Source organism: Cupriavidus sp. C2SS-8b, from assembly GCF_057073745.1.
Window position 1 is genome coordinate 1,566,882 of record NZ_CP172716.1, and the last position, 18,260, is coordinate 1,585,141.

Genomic DNA, 18,260 nt, shown 5'->3' on the forward strand with positions numbered 1-18,260 from the left:
CTGGAAGCATGCGGCCTTGGTAAAAGTGATGCATAGGCATTATCACGGCGCGGCGTAACACGGGGCGCCCGTGATGGCGCAGTGCAAAATCCGGGTGCCGACAAGGTACAATAGCGGTTTCCCGCCGGCCGGCATCCCATACAGCGGTGCCGGCAAGCAGCAGCCCCTACCTCCTCCTTCGCCTCCCGACCGCTACGATCATGGCGCATTTTTCATGCTTCCCCGGCGCTTTGGCGCTTTCCGCCTTCCGCCAGCAACGCCTGCTCACCGCCCTGCGGCAGATCGACACCGATATCGAATCGGTGCACGGCCAGTTCCTCCATTTCGTTGACTCGGACACCCCGCTGTCCACGGAAGACCAGGGCCGCATTGCCGCGCTGCTGACCTACGGCGCGCCGTTCGCCGAGCAGCCGGAGGGCGACCGCTTCGTCGTGATTCCGCGTTTCGGCACGATTTCGCCGTGGGCCAGCAAGGCCACCGACATCGCGCACAACTGCGGCCTGACGCACGTGCATCGCATCGAGCGCGGCATCGAGATCACGGTGATCTGCAAGAAGGGCCTGCTGCGCGGGCGCAAGACGCTGGATGCCGGCACGCGTGCCGCCGTCGCCGCGCACCTGTTCGACCGCATGACCGAAACGGTGATCGCCTCGCGTGAGGATGCCGCCGGACTGTTCCAGGAACTGCCGGCCAAGCCGCTGCGCTTCATCGACATCTCCACGGGCCGCGGCGCGCTGGCCGAGGCCAACGTGGCCATGGGCCTGGCCCTGTCCGAGGACGAGATCGATTACCTGATCGAGGCCTACGCCAAGCTGGAGCGCAATCCGACCGACGTCGAGCTGATGATGTTCGCGCAGGCCAACAGCGAGCATTGCCGCCACAAGATCTTCAACGCCACCTGGACCATCGACGGCGTGCAGCAGGACAAGTCGCTGTTCGCGATGATCCGCAACACGCACCAGCTCAACCCGCAGGGCTCGATCGTCGCCTATTCGGACAACTCCGCCGTGATGGAAGGCGGCATGGCCGAGCGCTGGTTCCCGCGCGGCGAGGCCCATCAATATGGCCGCCACGAGGCGCTGACCCATACGCTGATGAAGGTCGAGACGCACAACCACCCGACCGCGATCTCGCCGTTCCCGGGGGCCTCCACGGGCGCCGGCGGTGAAATCCGCGACGAGGGCGCGACCGGCCGCGGCGCCAAGCCCAAGGCCGGCCTGACCGGCTTCACGGTGTCGAACCTGATGCTGCCAGAGGCCGTCGAGTCGTGGGAGAACGACCGCGACGCGGCCCAGCCGGTGGCGCACCGCAACCCCGACGACAAGGCCGGCGTGACCGGCAAGCCGGACCGCATCGCCTCGCCGCTGCAGATCATGATTGAAGGCCCGCTCGGCGGCGCCGCGTTCAACAACGAATTCGGCCGCGCCAACCTGGGCGGCTACTTCCGCGTCTACGAGCAGAACGTGGGCGGCACCGTGCGCGGCTACCACAAGCCCATCATGATCGCGGGCGGCATCGGCAATATCGACGCCAGCCACACGCACAAGAACGACCTGCCGGCCGGCACGCTGCTGATCCAGCTGGGTGGCCCGGGCATGCGCATCGGCATGGGCGGCGGCGCCGCCAGTTCGATGGCGACCGGCACCAACACCGCCGACCTCGATTTCGATTCAGTCCAGCGCGGCAACCCGGAAATGGAGCGCCGTGCGCAGGAAGTGATCAACGCCTGCTGGCAGCTTGGCGACCAGAACCCGATCCTGTCGATCCACGACGTCGGCGCGGGTGGCATTTCGAACGCGTTCCCCGAAGTGGTGGACGGCGCCGGCCGTGGTGCCCGCTTCGACCTGCGCAAGGTGCACCTGGAAGAGTCCGGCCTGTCGCCGGCCGAAATCTGGTGCAACGAATCGCAGGAACGCTACGTACTGGCCATTGCGCCGGACAGTTTCCCCCAGTTCCAGGCCATGTGCGAGCGCGAGCGTTCGCCGTTCGCCGTGGTCGGCGTGGCCACCGAGGAAAAGCAGCTGCAGCTGGTCGATTCGCATGTCGACGCCGCGCTCAAGGAACACTTCACGGTCGACATGCCGATGGATGTGCTGCTGGGCAAGCCGCCGCGCATGCATCGCGACGTGACGCGCGTCGAGCAGTCGCTGCCGGCAGTGGACGTCACCGGCATCTCGCTGGAACAGGCCGTGCGCGACGTGCTGCGTCACCCGACCGTGGCCAACAAGTCGTTCCTGATCAGCATCGGCGACCGCACCGTGGGCGGCATGAACGCGCGCGACCAGATGGTCGGCCCGTGGCAGGTGCCGGTGGCCGACGTGGCCGTGACCACGCTCGACTACAAGGGCAACGCCGGCGAGGCGATGACCATGGGCGAGCGCACGCCGCTGGCCGTGATCAACGCCCCGGCCTCGGGCCGCATGGCGATCGGTGAAGCGCTGACCAACCTGGCGGCGGCGCCGGTCAAGGACCTGGGCAAGGTCAAGCTGTCCGCCAACTGGATGGCCGCTTGCGGCGTGGAAGGCGAAGACGCGAAGCTGTACGACACCGTGTATGCCGTTGGCATGGAGCTGTGCCCGGCACTCGGCATCAGCATCCCGGTGGGCAAGGATTCGCTGTCGATGCGCACCAAGTGGCAGGATGAGGGCGTGGCCAAGGAAGTGGTGGCGCCGGTCTCGCTGATCATCTCGGCCTTCGCCGCCGTGGACGACGTCAACCGCACGCTGACGCCGCAACTGCGGACCGACACGGGCGATACGGTGCTGATCGGCATCGACCTGGGCCGCGGCAAGAACCGCATGGGCGGCAGCATCCTGGCGCAGGTTACGCAGCAAGTCGGCGACAGCGCGCCCGATGTGGACAGCGCTGAAGACCTGAAGAACTTCTTCAATGTGATCCAGCGCCTGAATAGCGAGGGCAAGCTGCTGGCGTACCACGACCGCTCCGACGGCGGCTTTATCGCCGCGCTCGCGGAAATGGCGTTTGCCGGCCACTGCGGGATCTCGCTGAACGTCGACATGCTGGCACTCGATCCGCAGCAGGAACAGGACTATGGCGACGCCAAGAACTGGGCCCAGCAGATCGCCGAGCGCCGCAACGACCAGACCCTGCGCGCGCTGTTCTCGGAAGAACTGGGCGCGGTGGTGCAGGTGCGCCTGCAGGAACGCGACGCCGTGTTCGCGGTGCTGCGCGAAGCCGGCCTGTCGGCATGCAGCCATGTGGTCGGCAAGCCCAACGCGACCGACCAGATCGAGATCTATCGCGACGCCAAGAAGGTGTTCGGGGCCTCGCGCACCGACCTGCAGCGCAACTGGAGCGAGGTCAGCTGGCGCATCGCGCGCCTGCGCGACAACCCCGTCTGCGCGGACAGCGAATACGACCGCCTGCTGGACGCCGCCGACCCCGGCATCAGCCCGGTGCTGACTTTCGATCTGGCCGAGGACATCGCCGCGCCGTTCGTCGCGACCGGCGCCCGTCCGCGCGTGGCCATCCTGCGCGAGCAGGGCGTCAACTCGCAGATCGAGATGGCTTACAGCATGGACCGCGCGGGCTTTGATACGCACGATGTCCATATGAGCGACCTGATCGCCGGCCGTGCCAACCTGGCTGACTTCAAGGGCTTTGTCGCGTGCGGGGGCTTCAGCTACGGCGACGTGCTGGGCGCGGGCGAAGGCTGGGCCAAGACCATCCTGTTCAATGCGCAGATGGCCGAGCAGTTCGCGGCCTTCTTCAACCGCCAGGACACTTTCGCGCTGGGCGTGTGCAATGGTTGCCAGATGATGAGCAACCTGGCCCCGATCATCCCCGGTGCCGGGGCCTGGCCGAAGTTCACGCGCAACCAGTCGGAGCAGTACGAAGCGCGCTACGTCACGGTGGAAGTGCAGCAGTCGCCGTCGATCTTCTTCGCCGGCATGGAAGGCAGCCGCATTCCGATCGTCGTCGCGCATGGCGAAGGGTTTGCCGATTTCTCGCAACAGGGCGAGATCGGAAAGGCTAATGTGGCGCTGCGCTTTGTCGACAACCACGGGGCCGTCACGCAGACCTATCCGTTGAATCCGAATGGCTCGCCGGATGGCATCACTTCGGTGACGACGACCGATGGCCGCTTCACCGTGCTGATGCCGCACCCGGAACGCGTGTTCCGCGCCGCGACTATGAGCTGGGCGCCGGATGCGTGGAAGCAGGTGGCCGACGGTGCCAGCCCGTGGATGCGGATGTTCAGGAATGCGAGGAAGTGGGTGGGGTGACTGTGCATACTGCAGGCGGTCGCTGATCGCCTGTCGTGCTTGACATGTGCTGCTGTTTCGCCGGCGTAGCCGGCGAGTCACTTTCTGTCCGAGCGACAGAAAGTAACCAAAGAGCGCGTTTCCCGCGGGCATAAGCCCAAGCTCGTCGGGACCACCTCCTTCGAAATCGCCGAACCGGGAGTGGTCCGGGGCTAGATGCTCTCAAAGCGGGAGCAGGGCCTCGGCCCTTTTCATGTCTTCAAGGCGGGACTTGCACTGCGGCTGCTCGCATTGACACGCCCTCTCCAAGGGGTGCCACTCCGAGAATGGCGGTTTCGAAGGAGGTGGCTGTTTCGGGCTTGGGCTGGTGCCCGCAGGAAAACGCGTTTTTTGGTTACTTTTTGTCGCTTGGACAAAAAGTGACCCGCCGGCTACGCCGGCGGAACAGCAGCGGCTGCCAAGCCAACAAATTCATTCGCCCAACGGCGCCATCAGCCGCGAACTCCACGACGCATACGCGAAGTGCAGCAGTCGATGCCGCTCACAATCCTTGAGGGGAATGATTTCGCCGCGCGATTCCTTGTAGGCGACCACGGCCCGGAGAATCTTCTCCGGTGCATAACGGTCCCGCAACGGCAGGTGCTGATGGAGCGCGCGCCACCCGGGGGCGGCGCCGTCAAGCGAGGCCGAGGCAAGCGCGCAATAGCACATGCCCCGGGAAGAGAGATGCCAGAGTTGCCAGTAGCCGGCTTGAGGCTCCACGCTGCTGCTTCCTTCTAGTCTGCAGGCGGGCGGGGGCTCCGGCCTGCAACGTTACTGGATCTTGGCCTTGTCCTTGAGGGTCTTCATCATGGCCTGGAACTGCTCGCGCTGCCAGTTCTGGTCACCCATCATCATCTGCATCAGCTGGGGCTTGACCTCTTCGAAGCTCGGGATCTTGGCGTCGCGGGTGTCGACGAGTTCGATGATGTGCCAGCCGAACTGGGTCTTGACCGGCGTATCGGTCATCTGGCCTTTCTTCAGACCCGTCATGGCCGCCGAAAATTCCGGTACGTAGCTGCTGCTGTTGGCCCAGTCCAGGTCGCCGCCGTTGGCCGCCGAGCCCGGGTCCTTGGACGAGGCCTTGGCCATGTCCTCGAACTTGGCGCCGGCCTTGATCTTGGCGATGATGGCCTTGGCGTCGGCTTCCTTCTCCACGAGGATGTGACGCACGTGGTATTCCTTGCCGTTGCCGAACTGAGACTTGATCTTGTCGTACTGCTTGCGCAGTTCGGCGTCGCTGGCGCCGTGGGTCTTCACGTAGTCTTCGAACACCGCGCCGGCCAGCACGTTCAGGCGGGCTTGTTCCAGCTGCTCCTGCACGTCGTCACGCTGGGTCAGGCCGCGCTTGTTGGCTTCCTGCACCAGCAGTTCGCGGTCGATCAGCATGCTGCGCGCACGGTCCCGCAACTCCGGGTTTTCGGGCTGGCCGGTGCCGGCGATCAGCTTGTCCAGCTTGGCCGAGGGAATGGCCTTGCCATTCACGACCGCGGCATTCTGGGCGGCTGCGGGCAGGCTGCCGGCAGCGAGCACAGCCGCCAGGCTGAACGAGAGGACGGTGGTCTTCATGGAATCAGTTCTGAGAGTTGCTGGAAGAACCGCGTGAAGTTTCGCGGGATTGAAATTCTTGATCGGTGAACGCGGTCACGGCCAAAGCGTGGATCTGCGTGGGGAACAGACCGCGCAGCGCATCATACACCATGCGGTGCCGCGCCACGCGGGAGTGGCCTGTAAAGCGCTCGCTGACGATGGTCACGTCATAGTGGCCACCGCCGGATGCCGCGCCGGCGTGGCCGGCATGCAACGCGCTGTCGTCGCGCACGACCAGGTGGCTGGGGGCGAGCGCTTCGCGCAGCATCGCCTCGATACTGGCGGGATCAGCTGCCATGTGTATTCCTCGGGGATATTGAGGCGAGGCCCGGAAACCCCGGCCTCGCAAATGTGGCGCAGGCGTTTAGTCCGGCGTGTTTTCCTGCATGTGGCGCGACAGCCAGACGCTTTGCGCGATGATGAAGACAAGCATCAGCCCCATGCTGCCAAACAGCTTGAAGTTCACCCAGACGTCCGTGGAGAACTGGAAGGCCACATACAGGTTCAGCAGGCCCATGGCGGCGAAGAACGTCGCCCAGGCCGCATTGAGGCGGCCCCATACCGGGTCGGGCAGTGTGACCTGCTTTTCCATCATGGCGCGGATCAGGTTCTTGCGCCAGCCGATCACCGAGCCGATCAGCGCCACGGCGAACATCCAGTACAGCACGGTCGGCTTCCACTTGATGAAGGTCTCGTTGTGCAGCACCAGCGTGGCGCCCCCGAACACGCCGATGATCAGCAGGCTGACCCACTGCATCGGCTCCACCTTGCGGTGGCGCAGCCATACCCAGCCAATCTGCAGCACGGTGGCGCCGATGGCCACGGCCGTGGCGGTGTAGATGCCGGCCAGCTTGAAGGCGGCAAAGAAAAGGATGACCGGAAACAGGTCGAAAAGGAATTTCATGCAGGAATAGCCTGGGTTGGCGAGCCCGGCAGCGCGCCCGGCCCGCGGGCCGGCTGCACGGCCGGGCGCGTGTGCGTCAGCCGTCGCGCTCAGCCGGGTCGCGATCGTCGAATTTTAACGCAGCGGAGTTGATGCAATAGCGAAGTCCGGTCGGCGCGGGGCCATCTTCGAATACGTGGCCGAGATGGCTGCCGCATTCCTTGCAGCGGACTTCGACGCGCACCATGCCATGCGTGTGGTCGGCGTGCTCCGCGATCACCTCGCCGTTGATGGGCCGGAAGTAGCTGGGCCAGCCGCAGCCGGCATCGAACTTGGTGGCCGATTCGAACAGCGGGGTGCCGCAGCCTACGCACTTGTAGATGCCGTTGTCCCAGTGATCCCAGTAGCGGCCCGTGAACGGGCGTTCAGTCGCGGACTCGCGCGCTACGCGGTATTCGATGTCGGAGAGTTGCTCGCGCCATTCGGCGTCGGTCTTGCTTGTAGTCATGCTGGATCCTTTCGGTAGGGGGCTGGCGTGCCATGCCGGCCTCACGCATTGGTCGCGGCCGTGGTCGGAACCTTACACCAGCCCGGACAGGCGTGCCGGCTGGCGTCCGGCCGACTTCACGACGAGCAGCTCACTTCCAGGCCCGACGCCCAGTCCGGCGGCAGCGCCGCGTAGGCCTCCGATTCCGGTTGTTCGTCGAAGGGACGCGACAGCACCGCAAGCAGCTTGTCCACCTCGCTGAAATCCTTGGCCCGCGCGTGGCGGATGGCGGTTTCGGCAAGATGGTTGCGCAGCACGTACTTGGGATTGACCGCCAGCATCGCGGCCCGCCGGGCGGTATCGTTCGACTGTTCGGCCCGGAGCCTGGCCCGGTAGTCTTCCGCCCATGCGTCCCAGGCGGCACGGTCAAGGAACAAGTCGCGCACCGGCGCGTCGCTGGTGCCATCCACCGATGAGATATGGGCCAGGTTGCGCCAGAACAAGGTGTAGTCCACGTGCTGCTGGTGCAAAAGCTGGAACACGCTGGTCAGCAGCGGCTCGTCTTCCTTGTCGCCGCCGGCGGGCTGGCTCAGCCCGAGCTTGGCCCGGTAGTGGCGGAAGAACTCGCTGGCGTAGCGGTCGCGGAACGGGTCGAGCGCCTCGCGCGCCTGCGCCACGGCGGCATCGCGCGCGGCGTCGCCGGCGTCCGGCTCCAGCCACAGCGGCAGCAGCGCCTGCGCGAGGCAATGCAGGTTCCAAAATGCGACCTGCGGTTGCTGGCTGTACGCGTAGCGGCCCTGCGTGTCCGAGTGATTGCAGATATGGTTGGCATCGAACGCGTCGAGGAAACCGAACGGACCGTAGTCGATGGTCAGGCCGAGAATCGACATATTGTCGGTGTTCATCACGCCATGGCAGAAGCCGATCGCCTGCCAGTGCGCCACCATGTCGGCGGTGCGCAGCGCGACCTCGCGCAGCAGTGCCTGGTAAGGCTGGGCGGACTCGCGGCAGCCCGGCATGAAATTGTCGATGACGAAATCGGCAAGCTGGCGCACGGCGGCCACGTCGTCGTGCGCGGCAAAGTGCTCGAAGTGCCCAAAGCGGATAAACGTGGGCGCAAGCCGCGTCACCACGGCCGCGGTCTCGATGGTCTCGCGCCGCACCGGCGCGTCGGAACCGATGATGCTCAGCGCGCGCGTGGTTGGCACGCCGAGCGCCGCCATGGCTTCCGAACACAGGTACTCGCGGATCGACGAGCGCAGCACCGCGCGGCCGTCTGCCATGCGTGAATAGGGCGTGAGCCCCGCACCCTTGAGCTGGATCTCCCACGGGCCGGCATCGGTCTGCGCCTGCGCCAGGCGGATCGCACGGCCATCGCCAAGCTGCCCCGCCCAGACGCCGAACTGGTGCCCCGAGTACACGGTGGCCAGCGGGTCAGCCCATGCGGGAACGCTGTTGCCAACGAACGTTTCAATGAACTCGGGCTGCGCCGATGCTGCGGCGGGCATGCCGAGCAGCGCAGCGGCGGACGGCGCGATGCTGACGAGGTAGGGCGAGGGCAGTGGCGTGGGGCGCAGACGCGTGAAAAAGCGCTCGCCAAGTTCGGCAAAGCCGGGCGTCGTTCGGAATGGCGCCCCGAACGTTGCGCTGTTGCCGGCGGCATCGCGCTGGGCGGAAGATGGATTCAGGGTATCGGACATTGGCTGGGGGCGGACCGCGCGGCGATGGTTTCCAGGCATTGACTAGCGAATGCCGCGTGTGGGCGGTGCAGCGCCGGCATGCTGTTTGTCCCGGAAGTGCGCTTGCGTGCTAGGGAAAACGACATGTTGAGGCGCAACATGGCTCGCAGTATTGTACTTCCACATCCGGATCCGGCCCGCCAGGCTGCCTTGTCAACGCAATCTTCTTCTCATTGATTGCCTCGATGAATCCGGTGCATGAACCTCGCAGGATTGCGGCCTCGAATATCGCAGTGCACAACGGAATCCCGTTGACGTCGATCCAGGGTGTGGGAACAATCGCCAAAAAATAGAACGGTTGTTCGTTTTCAAAAGAAAATTACTAAAATTCAGGAGACTGTTTCATGGCATTGATGGGTCAAATGATGAGCGCGCCGCTGCTCATTTCCTCGATCATCAAGCACGCTGCCCGTTATTACGGCGGCACCGAAATCGTCTCGCGACGTACTGAAGGCGACCTGCATCGCTATACCTATCGCGACTGCGAGCTGCGCGCGCGCAAGGTGGCCCAGGCGCTTGGCGCGCTCGGGGTGAAGCAGGGCGAGCGCGTTGGCACGCTGGCCTGGAATGGCTATCGCCACCTGGAGATCTACTACGGCGTGTCCGGCATGGGCGCCGTGTGCCACACCATCAACCCGCGCCTGTTTCCCGAACAGATTGCCTATATCGTCAACCACGCCGAAGACGGCTATGTCTTCTTCGACCTGACTTTCCTGCCGCTGGTGGAAGGCGTGGCACCGCACTGCCCGAACGTGAAGGGCTGGGTGCTGATGAGCGACCGCGCCCATATGCCGGCCGAATCCAAGGCGAATCTGCTGTGCTACGAGGACCTGGTCGACGCCCAGGACGGCAACTACGAATGGCCACAGTTCGACGAGAACCTGGCGTCGAGCCTGTGCTACACCTCGGGCACCACCGGCAACCCGAAGGGTGCCTTGTACTCGCATCGGTCGACGGTCCTGCATTCCTATGCGTCGGCGCTGCCCGATGCGCTGGGCTGCTCGGCACGCGACGTGATCCTGCCCGTCGTGCCGATGTTCCACGTCAATGCCTGGGGCTTGCCGTATTCGGTGCCGCTGGTCGGCGCCAAGCTGGTGTTCCCGGGCCCCAAGCTGGACGGCGCGTCGCTCTATGAATTGTTCGAGCAGGAGAAGGTCACGTTCTCCGCCGGCGTGCCGACGGTATGGCTGGGCCTGCTGCAGCACGTGCAGGCCAACAAGCTCGCCTTTTCGACCTTCCACCGCACCGTGATCGGCGGCTCGGCCGCGCCGCCCGCCATGATCCGCGCGCTCGAGGCGCTGGACGTCGAGGTGATCCACGCCTGGGGCATGACCGAGATGTCGCCGCTGGGCACCTCTTGCAAGCTGCTGGCGAAGCACGAGGCCTTGTCCGACGCCGACCGGCACAAGATTCTCGAGAAGCAAGGCCGCGTCATCTACGGCGTCGACATGAAGATCGTCGATGGCGATGGCAACGAGATGCCGTGGGACGGCAAGGCCTTCGGCGACCTGATGGTGCGCGGCCCGTGGATCATCGAGCGCTACTTCCGCAACGACGCGAACCCGCTGGTCGACGGCTGGTTCCCGACCGGCGACGTGGCCACGATCGACCCCGACGGCTACATGCAGATCACCGACCGCAGCAAGGACGTGATCAAGTCCGGCGGCGAATGGATTTCGTCGATCGATATCGAGAACGTGGCCGCGGCCCATCCGGCCGTGCATATGGCCGCCTGCATTTCGGTGTACCACCCGAAGTGGGACGAGCGCCCGCTGCTCGTCGTGGTCAAGAAGCCGAACGCCGAAGTCACCAAAGAAGAGTTGCTGAAATTCTTCGAGGGCAAGGTCGCCAAATGGTGGATTCCCGACGACGTGGCCTTCGTCAGCGAGATCCCGCTGACCGCGACCGGCAAGATGCAGAAGCTCAAGCTGCGCGACCAGTTCAAGGACTACCGCCTGCCGATAGCCTGAGGCGGAAACGGGCATCCGCCACGCCGTGCCTGCTTGCGGCACGGCGAGGGCGGGGCACCGGCGGGCGCGTGCAAAGCGCTGGAAGTCCCGCCCGGCAAGCCGCAATCGATGATCGATGACAAGCCAACGACAAGAGTGAAGGAGACAGGTATGACCAAAATGCGTCCGCTGGTGGCCGGCGTGGCCGCGTTCGCGGCACTGGGTTCTGCGCTGGTTTCGGGCACGGCACTCGCGGATACGGTGAAGATTGCCTTCATCGATCCGCTCTCGGGGCTCATGGCCCCCGTTGGGCAGAACCAGCTCAAAAGCTGGCAGTACGTCGCCGAGGTGGCCAACCAGAAGGGATGGGGCGGCCCGCACAAGTTCGAGGTGGTCGGCTTCGACAACAAGCTGTCGCCGCAGGAGAGCCTGACCATCCTGAAGCAGGTGGCCGACCAGGGCATCCGCTACATCGTGCAGGGCAATGGCTCGTCGGTGGGCATGGCGCTGGAAGACGCGGTGGCCAAGCACAATGAACGCAATCCGGGCAAGGAAATCGTCTACCTGAACTACGCCGCGGTGGATCCGGACATGACCAACAGTAAGTGCAACTACTGGCATTTCCGGCTCGACGCCAACTCCGACATGAAGATGGAAGCCCTGACCACGTACCTGGCCAAGGACCCCAACGTCAAGAAGGTCTACCTGATCAACCAGAACTACTCATTCGGCCATCAGGTGGCGCGCGCGGCCAAGGACTACCTGAAGCGCAAGCGCCCGGATATCCAGATCGTCGGCGAAGACCTGCATCCGCTGGCGCAGGTGAAGGACTTTGCGCCGTATGCGGCCAAGATCAAGGCCTCGGGTGCCGATACCGTCATCACCGGCAACTGGGGCAGTGACCTGGCGCTGCTGATCAAGGCCGGCAAGGACGCCGGGCTGACCACCAACTACTACACGTACTACGCCGGCACCACCGGCGTGCCGACCGCGATGGGTTCGGCCGGTGCGGAGCACGTCAAGTACGTCGGCTACTTCAACGCGAACAACGAGGGCTTCAAGGGCTCGGACATCATCGAGGGGTACAAGAAGAAGTACAACGACGACTTCTACGTGATGGCCGCCTACACCGGCGTGGCCATGCTCGCCAAGGCCGTCAAGGACAGCGGTTCCACCGACCCGGTCAAGGTGGCCAAGGCCTTGGAGGGCGTCAAGGTCGACAGCATGAACGGCCAGGTGGAGATGCGTAAATCCGATCACCAGGCGCAGCAATCGCTGGTGGTGGCCACCTGGACCAAGGTCAACGGCAAGGACGTCAAGTACGACCAGGAGAACACCGGCTACGGCTGGAAGACCAATGCGCTGATGGACCAGTACGTCGCGGCGCAGCCGACTTCGTGCCAGATGAAGCGGCCGGGCTGATCCTGCCCACGGCGGGCCGGCCGGCAGCATAAAGCCGGCCGCCCGATCCAGCATACTTTCGGTTGAAATGGGGGAGCGTCCGGGTGCCACGCATCCGGCTGGATGGCGCTCGCCCTTGTCGAAACCGGATGGCTGTGCCGCGGCGCAGCCGGATTGAAGGATACGTTGTGGAATTCTTCGTCATCTCACTGCTGAATGGCATCAGCTACGGGCTGCTGCTGTTCATGCTCTCTTCAGGCCTCACCCTGATCTTCAGCATGATGGGCGTGCTCAATTTCGCGCACGCCAGCTTCTATATGCTCGGGGCCTACTTTGCCTATACCGTGGCCAGCAAGATCGGATTCTGGCCGGCGCTGATCCTGGCGCCGCTGCTGGTGGCCGGTGCCGGCGCACTGGTGGAACGCTTCGGCCTGCGCACCGTGCACAAGTACGGACACGTCGCCGAACTGCTGTTCACGTTCGGGCTGGCCTACCTGATCGAGGAGGGCGTCAAGCTTGTGTGGGGCCTGGCCGCGGTGCCGTATCGCATCCCCGCCGAACTCGATGGCCCGCTGTTTACGGTCTTTACCTCATCGTTCCCGAAATACCGCGCCTTCATGATGCTGGTCTCGCTCGGGATGCTGGTGGCGATCTATCTCGTGCTCACGCGCACGCGCATCGGCCTGGTGATCCAGGCCGCGCTGACGCACCCGGAGATGGTCGAGGCGCTCGGCCACAACGTGCCGCGCGTATTCATGATGGTGTTCGGCGGCGGCGCCGCGCTGGCGGGGCTGGCCGGCGTGATCGGAGGCAATGCCTTTGTCACCGAGCCATCGATGGCGGCGGCGGTCGGCTCCATTGTCTTCGTCGTGGCGGTGGTGGGCGGCATGGGCTCGCTGGTGGGCGCGTTTATCGCGTCGATCCTGATCGGGGTACTGCAGACCTTTGCGGTGACCATCGATGCGTCGCTGGCAGGGCTCTTCAGCAGCATTGGACTGGCCGTGACCGACGCCACGCCGTTCTATTCGCTGTGGAAGCTCACCGTGGCGCAGGTGGCCCCGGTGCTGCCATACCTGCTGCTGGTGCTGATGCTGATCTTCCGGCCGCGCGGCCTGATGGGAACCCGGGAGAGCTGAGCCATGAGAGTCGAAACCACGATGGAACAACGCCGTGATGCAATCGTGACCGGCCGTACCGTGCATTACAAGCCGCTGAACCTGGCGCGCTGGCTGATCTGGGGCATGACCGTGCTGGTCATGCTGGTGCTGCCGCTGATCTTCACCGGCGGATTTGCAATCACGCTGATGTCCCAGATGGGCATCATGATCATCTTCGCGCTGTCCTACAACATGCTGCTCGGCCAGACCGGCATGCTGTCGTTCGGGCACGCGGTGTATTCGGGGCTGGGCGCCTTCATTGCCGTGCACGTGCTCAATATGGTCGGCGCGGGCCAGGTGTGGCTGCCGGTGTCAATGCTGCCGCTGGTGGGCGGCGTCGCTGGCGCCTTCTTCGGCGTGCTGTTCGGCTACGTGACCACGAAGAAGTCCGGCACCACGTTCGCCATGATCACCATGGGCATCGGCGAGATGGTGTTCGCCAGTTCGCTGATGTTCCCCGATTTCTTCGGCGGCGAGGGCGGCATCTCGACCAACCGCGTGGTGGGCGACCCGTTCCTCGGCATCACCTTCGGTCCCGGGCGCCAGGTGTACTACCTGATCGCGGCATGGTGCCTGGTGTCGATGGTGGCGATGTATGCGTGGACGCAGACGCCGCTCGGCCGCATTGCCAACGCGGTGCGCGACAACCCCGAGCGCGTCGAGTTCATCGGCTACAACACGCAGCGCGTGCGCTATCTGGTGCTGATCCTGTCGGCGTTCTTCGCGGGCATCTCGGGCGCGCTGTCGGCGATCAACTTCGAAATCGTCTCGGCCGAGAACGTCAGCGCGGTGCGCTCCGGCGGCGTGCTGCTGGCGGCGTTTATCGGCGGCGCGGGCGTGTTCTTCGGGCCGATCATCGGCGCGGTGGTCTTCATGCTGTTCGCGGTCGCGCTGTCGGACCTGACCAAGGCCTGGCTGCTGTACCTGGGCCTGTTTTTCGTGCTGATGGTGATGTTCGTGCCGGGCGGCATTGCCAGCCTGCTGCTGATGCAGATGCCGCTTCTGGCGAAGGGCAAGTTCCGGCAGATGCTGCCGTCTTACGCGCGCGGCGCGGCAGCGGGCGTGGTGTTGCTGGCGGCCATGATCCTGACCGTGGAACTGGTCTACAAGGTCCAGGTCGACAGCGCCAACGGGACCGGCATGTCGCTGTTCGGCATCGGCTTCGATGCGGGCACGCCGATACCGTGGGCGGTTGCCGCCGTGCTGTGGGTGGCCGGGCTGCTGGCATGGCGCATGGCGGCAGCGCGCGTGCGCGCCGCGTGGGACAAGGTGCAGGGCGAAATGGCAGGAGGCAAGGCATGACAGCCGCACTGGAACTGACCGATGTACGCAAGAAGTTCGGCCAGACGGAAATCATCCGCGGCGTGAACCTGTCGATTCCGAGGGGTGAGCGCCACGCGCTGATCGGGCCCAACGGCGCCGGCAAGTCGACCACGTTCAACCTGATTTCGGGGCGCTTCGCGCCGACCACCGGCTCGGTGCGCCTGAACGGACAGGAGATCGGCGGGCTGCAGCCGTTCGCCATCAACCGCATGGGGCTGTCGCGCAGCTTCCAGATCACCAATATCTTCCACCGCCTGTCGGTGTTCGAGAACCTGCGCTGCGCGGTGCTCTGGTCGCTTGGCTACAAGTACTCGTTCTGGCACCGCCTGTCGGCGCTGCGCGACGCGCGCGAGCGCGCCGACGAAGTGCTCGAGCTCATCGGCATGCAGCACCGGCGCGACTCGCAGGCGGGGCTGCTCACCTACGCGGAGCAGCGTGCGCTGGAAATCGGCATCACCATCGCCGGCGGCGCCGACGTGATCCTGCTCGATGAGCCCACGGCCGGCATGAGCCGCTCGGAATCGGACCATGCGGTCGAGCTGATCCGCAAGGTCACAGCTGGCAAGACGCTGGTGATGGTGGAGCATGACATGAGCGTGGTGTTCGGACTGGCTGACCGCATCTCGGTGCTGGTCTATGGCGAGGTGATCGCCACCGACACGCCGCAGGCCATCCGCAACAACCGTAAGGTCAAGGAGGCTTACCTGGGTACCACGCTGGACGAAGGCGCCACCGAAGGAGCGCACTGATGGCAAAGCGCATGCTGGACGTCACGGGGCTGCACGCCTACTACGGCAAGAGCCACATCCTCCACGGCGTGGACGCGCATATCGACGAAGGCGAAATCGTCGCGCTGCTCGGGCGTAATGGGGTGGGGCGCTCGACCATGGCCAAGGCCATTTTGGGCATGGTCAAGGCGGAGGGCTCTGTGCGCTTCCGCGACGAGGAGATTCTGGGCCGCCGCACTTTCGAAATCGCCCATCTCGGCATCGGCTACGTGCCGGAGAACCGCGACATCTTCCCGACGCTTACGGTGCGGCAGAACCTGCTGCTCGGCGAGAAGCGCAACCCTCGACAGGCAAAACCACGCTGGTCCATCAACGATATGTTTGACATGTTCCCGCGCCTGAAGGAGCGAGAGAACACCGCGGCAGGCGTGCTGTCAGGCGGCGAGCAGCAGATGCTGACGCTGTGCCGCACGCTGATGGGCGATCCCGACCTGATCCTGATCGACGAACCGACCGAAGGCCTGGCGCCGATGATCGTGACGCTGGTGGGCGACTACCTCAAGACGCTGAAGGAGCGGGGCGTGTCGGTGCTGCTGATCGAACAGAAGCTGGCCATCGCGCTCGATATCTCGCAGCGGGTGTACGTGATGGGCCATGGGCATATCGTGTTCGAGGGCACGCCGACGGAACTGAAGGCGAATGCGCAGGTGCGCAAGGAGTGGCTGGAGGTGTAGCAAAGCTGCCGCGGCCGGCGTTGTCCGGCCGCGGCAGACATCACACTTTCGCGGTCTGCTTGCTCGTGGGAACAGCGGGCTTCGGCAGCTCGAACGGCATATCCTCATAGTCGATCAGCCGCGTCTTCCTGACGATGCGGTAGCCGAGCCACAGCGCCAGGAACACCGGCACGCCGATATAGGTGGCGATGATCTCGGGCCAGCGATTCGGAATGTCCCCAAAGGCCTGATAGTTCTGTCCGGCCACGATGACCAGGCACAGCACCCCGGCGAAGATGGGGCCAAACGGATACAGCGGCGAATGGTAAGCCAGCGCACTGACGTCGTAGCCCTGATAGACCAGCCCGCGGCGAAAGCGGTAGTGGCTCAGGGCGATGCCGAACCATGCGAAGAACCCCGTCATGGCCGACGTGTTCAGCAGCCACAGGTACACGGCCTTGTCGCCGAACAGCGAGCTGAAGAAGCACAGCGCGCCGATGGCGGTGGTGACCAGCAGCGCATTGAACGGCACGCCGCTCACGGTCAGCTTGCCGAGCCAGCGCGGCGCGCGGCCGCTCACGGCCAGGCCGTAGAGAATGCGCGTGGAGACATACATGCTCGACGTGCCGGCCGACAGCAGCGCGGTCAGCACCACGGCATTCATCAGGCCCGCGGCAAAGGCCAGCCCGGCGTGGCGGAACACCAGTGCGAACGGACTCACGCCGACGTCGGTCACGTCATTGCGCAGCAGGTTCGGGTCGGTATAGGGAATCAGCACGCCGATGATCAGGATCGCGATCACATAGAACAGCAGGATGCGCCAGAAGGTTTGCCGGATCGCACGCGGAATGGTCTGGGCCGGGTTCTCCGCCTCGCCGGCCGCCACGCCGACCGTCTCGGTGCCCTGGAACGAGAAGCCCGCGATCATCGCCACGCCGATCATGGCTGGTATGCCGCCGACGAACGGCGCGTCGCCGAGCGTGAAGTTGTGCCAGCCCGATTGCGGGCCGCCTTTCATGATGCCGAAGATCATCAGCAGGCCTACGCCCAGGAACACGATCACCGTGATCACCTTGATCAGCGCGAACCAGTACTCCGCCTCGCCGAAGCCGCGCACCGAGAACGCATTGAGCGCGAACATCAGCAACAGGAAGCCCGCGCTCCAGGCCACGCCCGGCATGCCGGGAAACCAGTACTGCATCACGAGCTGCGCCGCGGTGAGTTCCACGGCAATGGTCACGGCCAGGCTGAACCAGTAGTTCCAGCCGAGTGCAAAGCCGAAGCCTTCGTCGACATAGAGCGCACTGTAGGTGACGAAGGAACCGGCCACCGGCATGTGGACGGCCAGTTCGCCGAGACTCGTCATCAGGCAATACACCATGAAGCCGAGCAGCGCATACATCAGCAATGCGCCGCCAGGGCCGGCCTGCGCGATGGAGGCGCCCGAGGCGACGAACAGCCCGGTGCCCACGGCGCCGCCGATGGCGATCATGGTGAGATGGCGCGCCTTGAGCTTGCGCTGGAGGTCGTCATGCTCGACGACAGGATGCTGGTGCGGATGAGGATGGGAGTGGGAAGACATCAGGGTCGCTGGAACTTCACAAGTACGGACCTCTTTTGGATGTCCGGACGGGTAAAACGAAAAGGCGCGAGTCTAACTTGTCTTTTCTAGCGGATCGTCGGGCAACATCAAATAAAGTCGCATACTGGGATGGGATTCACCCGGCTGGCGACAGCAAAGTGCCGGAATCGGCATCACGGAGAAACGATGGCAGCGACATCGACCCAAGTTTTCATTCGAGCCGGAAACCGTCCTCATGCACGCGGCGGAGGGGTGGAATAAACCGCGCGCATGATGGTGGAAACTCCCCAAAATTAAAATTGAACGACCGTGCTATTTTGTGTATGCTGTGTTTCGCCCGTCGGCTGAAACGCTTGTCAGGCGCGGGAATGCGGAGGGTTTACCCTTCGAGCGCGGCTCCGGCCGCGGCAGTTCGAACGGCCGGGACAGGCCGGCAGTGCAGC

14 protein-coding genes are annotated in these 18,260 nt (G+C 64.6%); 7 read left to right on the forward strand and 7 right to left on the reverse strand.

What is annotated here, in order from left to right:
* Window positions 1–200 precede the first annotated feature (200 nt).
* Window positions 201–4,247, forward strand: a complete 4,047-nt coding sequence (gene purL, locus ACIGJB_RS07190) for a phosphoribosylformylglycinamidine synthase (RefSeq protein ID WP_483732015.1) — start codon at window positions 201–203, stop codon at window positions 4,245–4,247.
* 450 nt (window positions 4,248–4,697) lie between these two features.
* Here the strand turns inward: purL and ACIGJB_RS07195 are convergent, their stop codons facing one another.
* The 6 genes from ACIGJB_RS07195 to ACIGJB_RS07220 all read right to left on the reverse strand — a co-directional run bounded on the left by ACIGJB_RS07195 (window position 4,698) and on the right by ACIGJB_RS07220 (window position 8,925).
* The gene (locus ACIGJB_RS07195) at window positions 4,698–4,988 is read right to left on the reverse strand and encodes a hypothetical protein (protein WP_483732016.1); all 291 of its coding nucleotides are present in this window, start codon (window positions 4,986–4,988) and stop codon (window positions 4,698–4,700) included.
* 51 nt (window positions 4,989–5,039) lie between these two features.
* Complete coding sequence (locus ACIGJB_RS07200) at window positions 5,040–5,834, reverse strand: peptidylprolyl isomerase (protein ID WP_483732017.1); 795 nt, start codon at window positions 5,832–5,834, stop codon at window positions 5,040–5,042.
* Window positions 5,835–5,838: 4 nt separating this feature from the next.
* Entirely contained in the window at window positions 5,839–6,153 is a 315-nt protein-coding gene (locus tag ACIGJB_RS07205; RefSeq protein ID WP_483732018.1) for a BolA family protein, read from the reverse strand.
* 66 nt (window positions 6,154–6,219) lie between these two features.
* Complete coding sequence (locus tag ACIGJB_RS07210; RefSeq protein ID WP_483711250.1) at window positions 6,220–6,759, reverse strand: septation protein A; 540 nt, start codon at window positions 6,757–6,759, stop codon at window positions 6,220–6,222.
* Between the two features lie 76 nt (window positions 6,760–6,835).
* Window positions 6,836–7,246 (reverse strand): peptide-methionine (R)-S-oxide reductase MsrB, encoded by a 411-nt coding sequence (gene msrB, locus ACIGJB_RS07215; protein ID WP_483711251.1) that lies wholly within the window; start codon window positions 7,244–7,246, stop codon window positions 6,836–6,838.
* Between the two features lie 116 nt (window positions 7,247–7,362).
* On the reverse strand, window positions 7,363–8,925 hold the full coding sequence (locus tag ACIGJB_RS07220) for a protein adenylyltransferase SelO (RefSeq protein WP_483732019.1): 1,563 nt from the start codon (window positions 8,923–8,925) through the stop codon (window positions 7,363–7,365).
* 383 nt (window positions 8,926–9,308) lie between these two features.
* Here ACIGJB_RS07220 and ACIGJB_RS07225 point away from each other — a divergent pair, with 383 nt between their 5' ends.
* The 6 genes from ACIGJB_RS07225 (at window position 9,309) to ACIGJB_RS07250 (ending at window position 16,256) form a co-directional block, all read left to right on the forward strand.
* Window positions 9,309–10,934, forward strand: coding sequence for a 3-(methylthio)propionyl-CoA ligase (locus ACIGJB_RS07225; protein WP_483732020.1), 1,626 nt, complete (start codon window positions 9,309–9,311; stop codon window positions 10,932–10,934).
* A gap of 150 nt (window positions 10,935–11,084) precedes the next feature.
* Window positions 11,085–12,335: a branched-chain amino acid ABC transporter substrate-binding protein gene (locus tag ACIGJB_RS07230; RefSeq protein ID WP_483732021.1), complete on the forward strand. Its 1,251-nt coding sequence runs from the start codon at window positions 11,085–11,087 to the stop codon at window positions 12,333–12,335.
* 167 nt (window positions 12,336–12,502) lie between these two features.
* Entirely contained in the window at window positions 12,503–13,450 is a 948-nt protein-coding gene (locus ACIGJB_RS07235) for a branched-chain amino acid ABC transporter permease (RefSeq protein WP_483732022.1), read from the forward strand.
* Between the two features lie 3 nt (window positions 13,451–13,453).
* Window positions 13,454–14,773, forward strand: coding sequence for a branched-chain amino acid ABC transporter permease (locus ACIGJB_RS07240; RefSeq protein ID WP_483732023.1), 1,320 nt, complete (start codon window positions 13,454–13,456; stop codon window positions 14,771–14,773).
* Window positions 14,770–15,543 (forward strand): ABC transporter ATP-binding protein, encoded by a 774-nt coding sequence (locus ACIGJB_RS07245; RefSeq protein WP_483732024.1) that lies wholly within the window; start codon window positions 14,770–14,772, stop codon window positions 15,541–15,543. Before ACIGJB_RS07240 ends, ACIGJB_RS07245 begins: the two co-directional genes overlap by 4 nt.
* Complete coding sequence (locus ACIGJB_RS07250) at window positions 15,543–16,256, forward strand: ABC transporter ATP-binding protein (RefSeq protein ID WP_483732025.1); 714 nt, start codon at window positions 15,543–15,545, stop codon at window positions 16,254–16,256. Before ACIGJB_RS07245 ends, ACIGJB_RS07250 begins: the two co-directional genes overlap by 1 nt.
* 40 nt (window positions 16,257–16,296) lie before the next feature.
* Here the strand turns inward: ACIGJB_RS07250 and ACIGJB_RS07255 are convergent, their stop codons facing one another.
* Window positions 16,297–17,817 (reverse strand): amino acid permease, encoded by a 1,521-nt coding sequence (locus tag ACIGJB_RS07255; protein ID WP_483732026.1) that lies wholly within the window; start codon window positions 17,815–17,817, stop codon window positions 16,297–16,299.
* Window positions 17,818–18,260: the final 443 nt, after the last annotated feature.

What these genes read in the sequence shown, in the direction of transcription:
- ACIGJB_RS07245 (WP_483732024.1), top strand. Translation starts at nt 14,770, where the DNA reads ATGACAGCCGCACTGGAACTGACCGATGTACGCAAGAAGTTCGGCCAG.
- ACIGJB_RS07210 (WP_483711250.1), bottom strand. Translation starts at nt 6,759, where the DNA reads ATGAAATTCCTTTTCGACCTGTTTCCGGTCATCCTTTTCTTTGCCGCC.
- ACIGJB_RS07225 (WP_483732020.1), top strand. Translation starts at nt 9,309, where the DNA reads ATGGCATTGATGGGTCAAATGATGAGCGCGCCGCTGCTCATTTCCTCG.
- ACIGJB_RS07240 (WP_483732023.1), top strand. Translation starts at nt 13,454, where the DNA reads ATGAGAGTCGAAACCACGATGGAACAACGCCGTGATGCAATCGTGACC.
- ACIGJB_RS07200 (WP_483732017.1), bottom strand. Translation starts at nt 5,834, where the DNA reads ATGAAGACCACCGTCCTCTCGTTCAGCCTGGCGGCTGTGCTCGCTGCC.
- ACIGJB_RS07220 (WP_483732019.1), bottom strand. Translation starts at nt 8,925, where the DNA reads ATGTCCGATACCCTGAATCCATCTTCCGCCCAGCGCGATGCCGCCGGC.
- ACIGJB_RS07255 (WP_483732026.1), bottom strand. Translation starts at nt 17,817, where the DNA reads ATGTCTTCCCACTCCCATCCTCATCCGCACCAGCATCCTGTCGTCGAG.
- ACIGJB_RS07230 (WP_483732021.1), top strand. Translation starts at nt 11,085, where the DNA reads ATGACCAAAATGCGTCCGCTGGTGGCCGGCGTGGCCGCGTTCGCGGCA.
- ACIGJB_RS07205 (WP_483732018.1), bottom strand. Translation starts at nt 6,153, where the DNA reads ATGGCAGCTGATCCCGCCAGTATCGAGGCGATGCTGCGCGAAGCGCTC.
- msrB (WP_483711251.1), bottom strand. Translation starts at nt 7,246, where the DNA reads ATGACTACAAGCAAGACCGACGCCGAATGGCGCGAGCAACTCTCCGAC.
- purL (WP_483732015.1), top strand. Translation starts at nt 201, where the DNA reads ATGGCGCATTTTTCATGCTTCCCCGGCGCTTTGGCGCTTTCCGCCTTC.
- ACIGJB_RS07250 (WP_483732025.1), top strand. Translation starts at nt 15,543, where the DNA reads ATGGCAAAGCGCATGCTGGACGTCACGGGGCTGCACGCCTACTACGGC.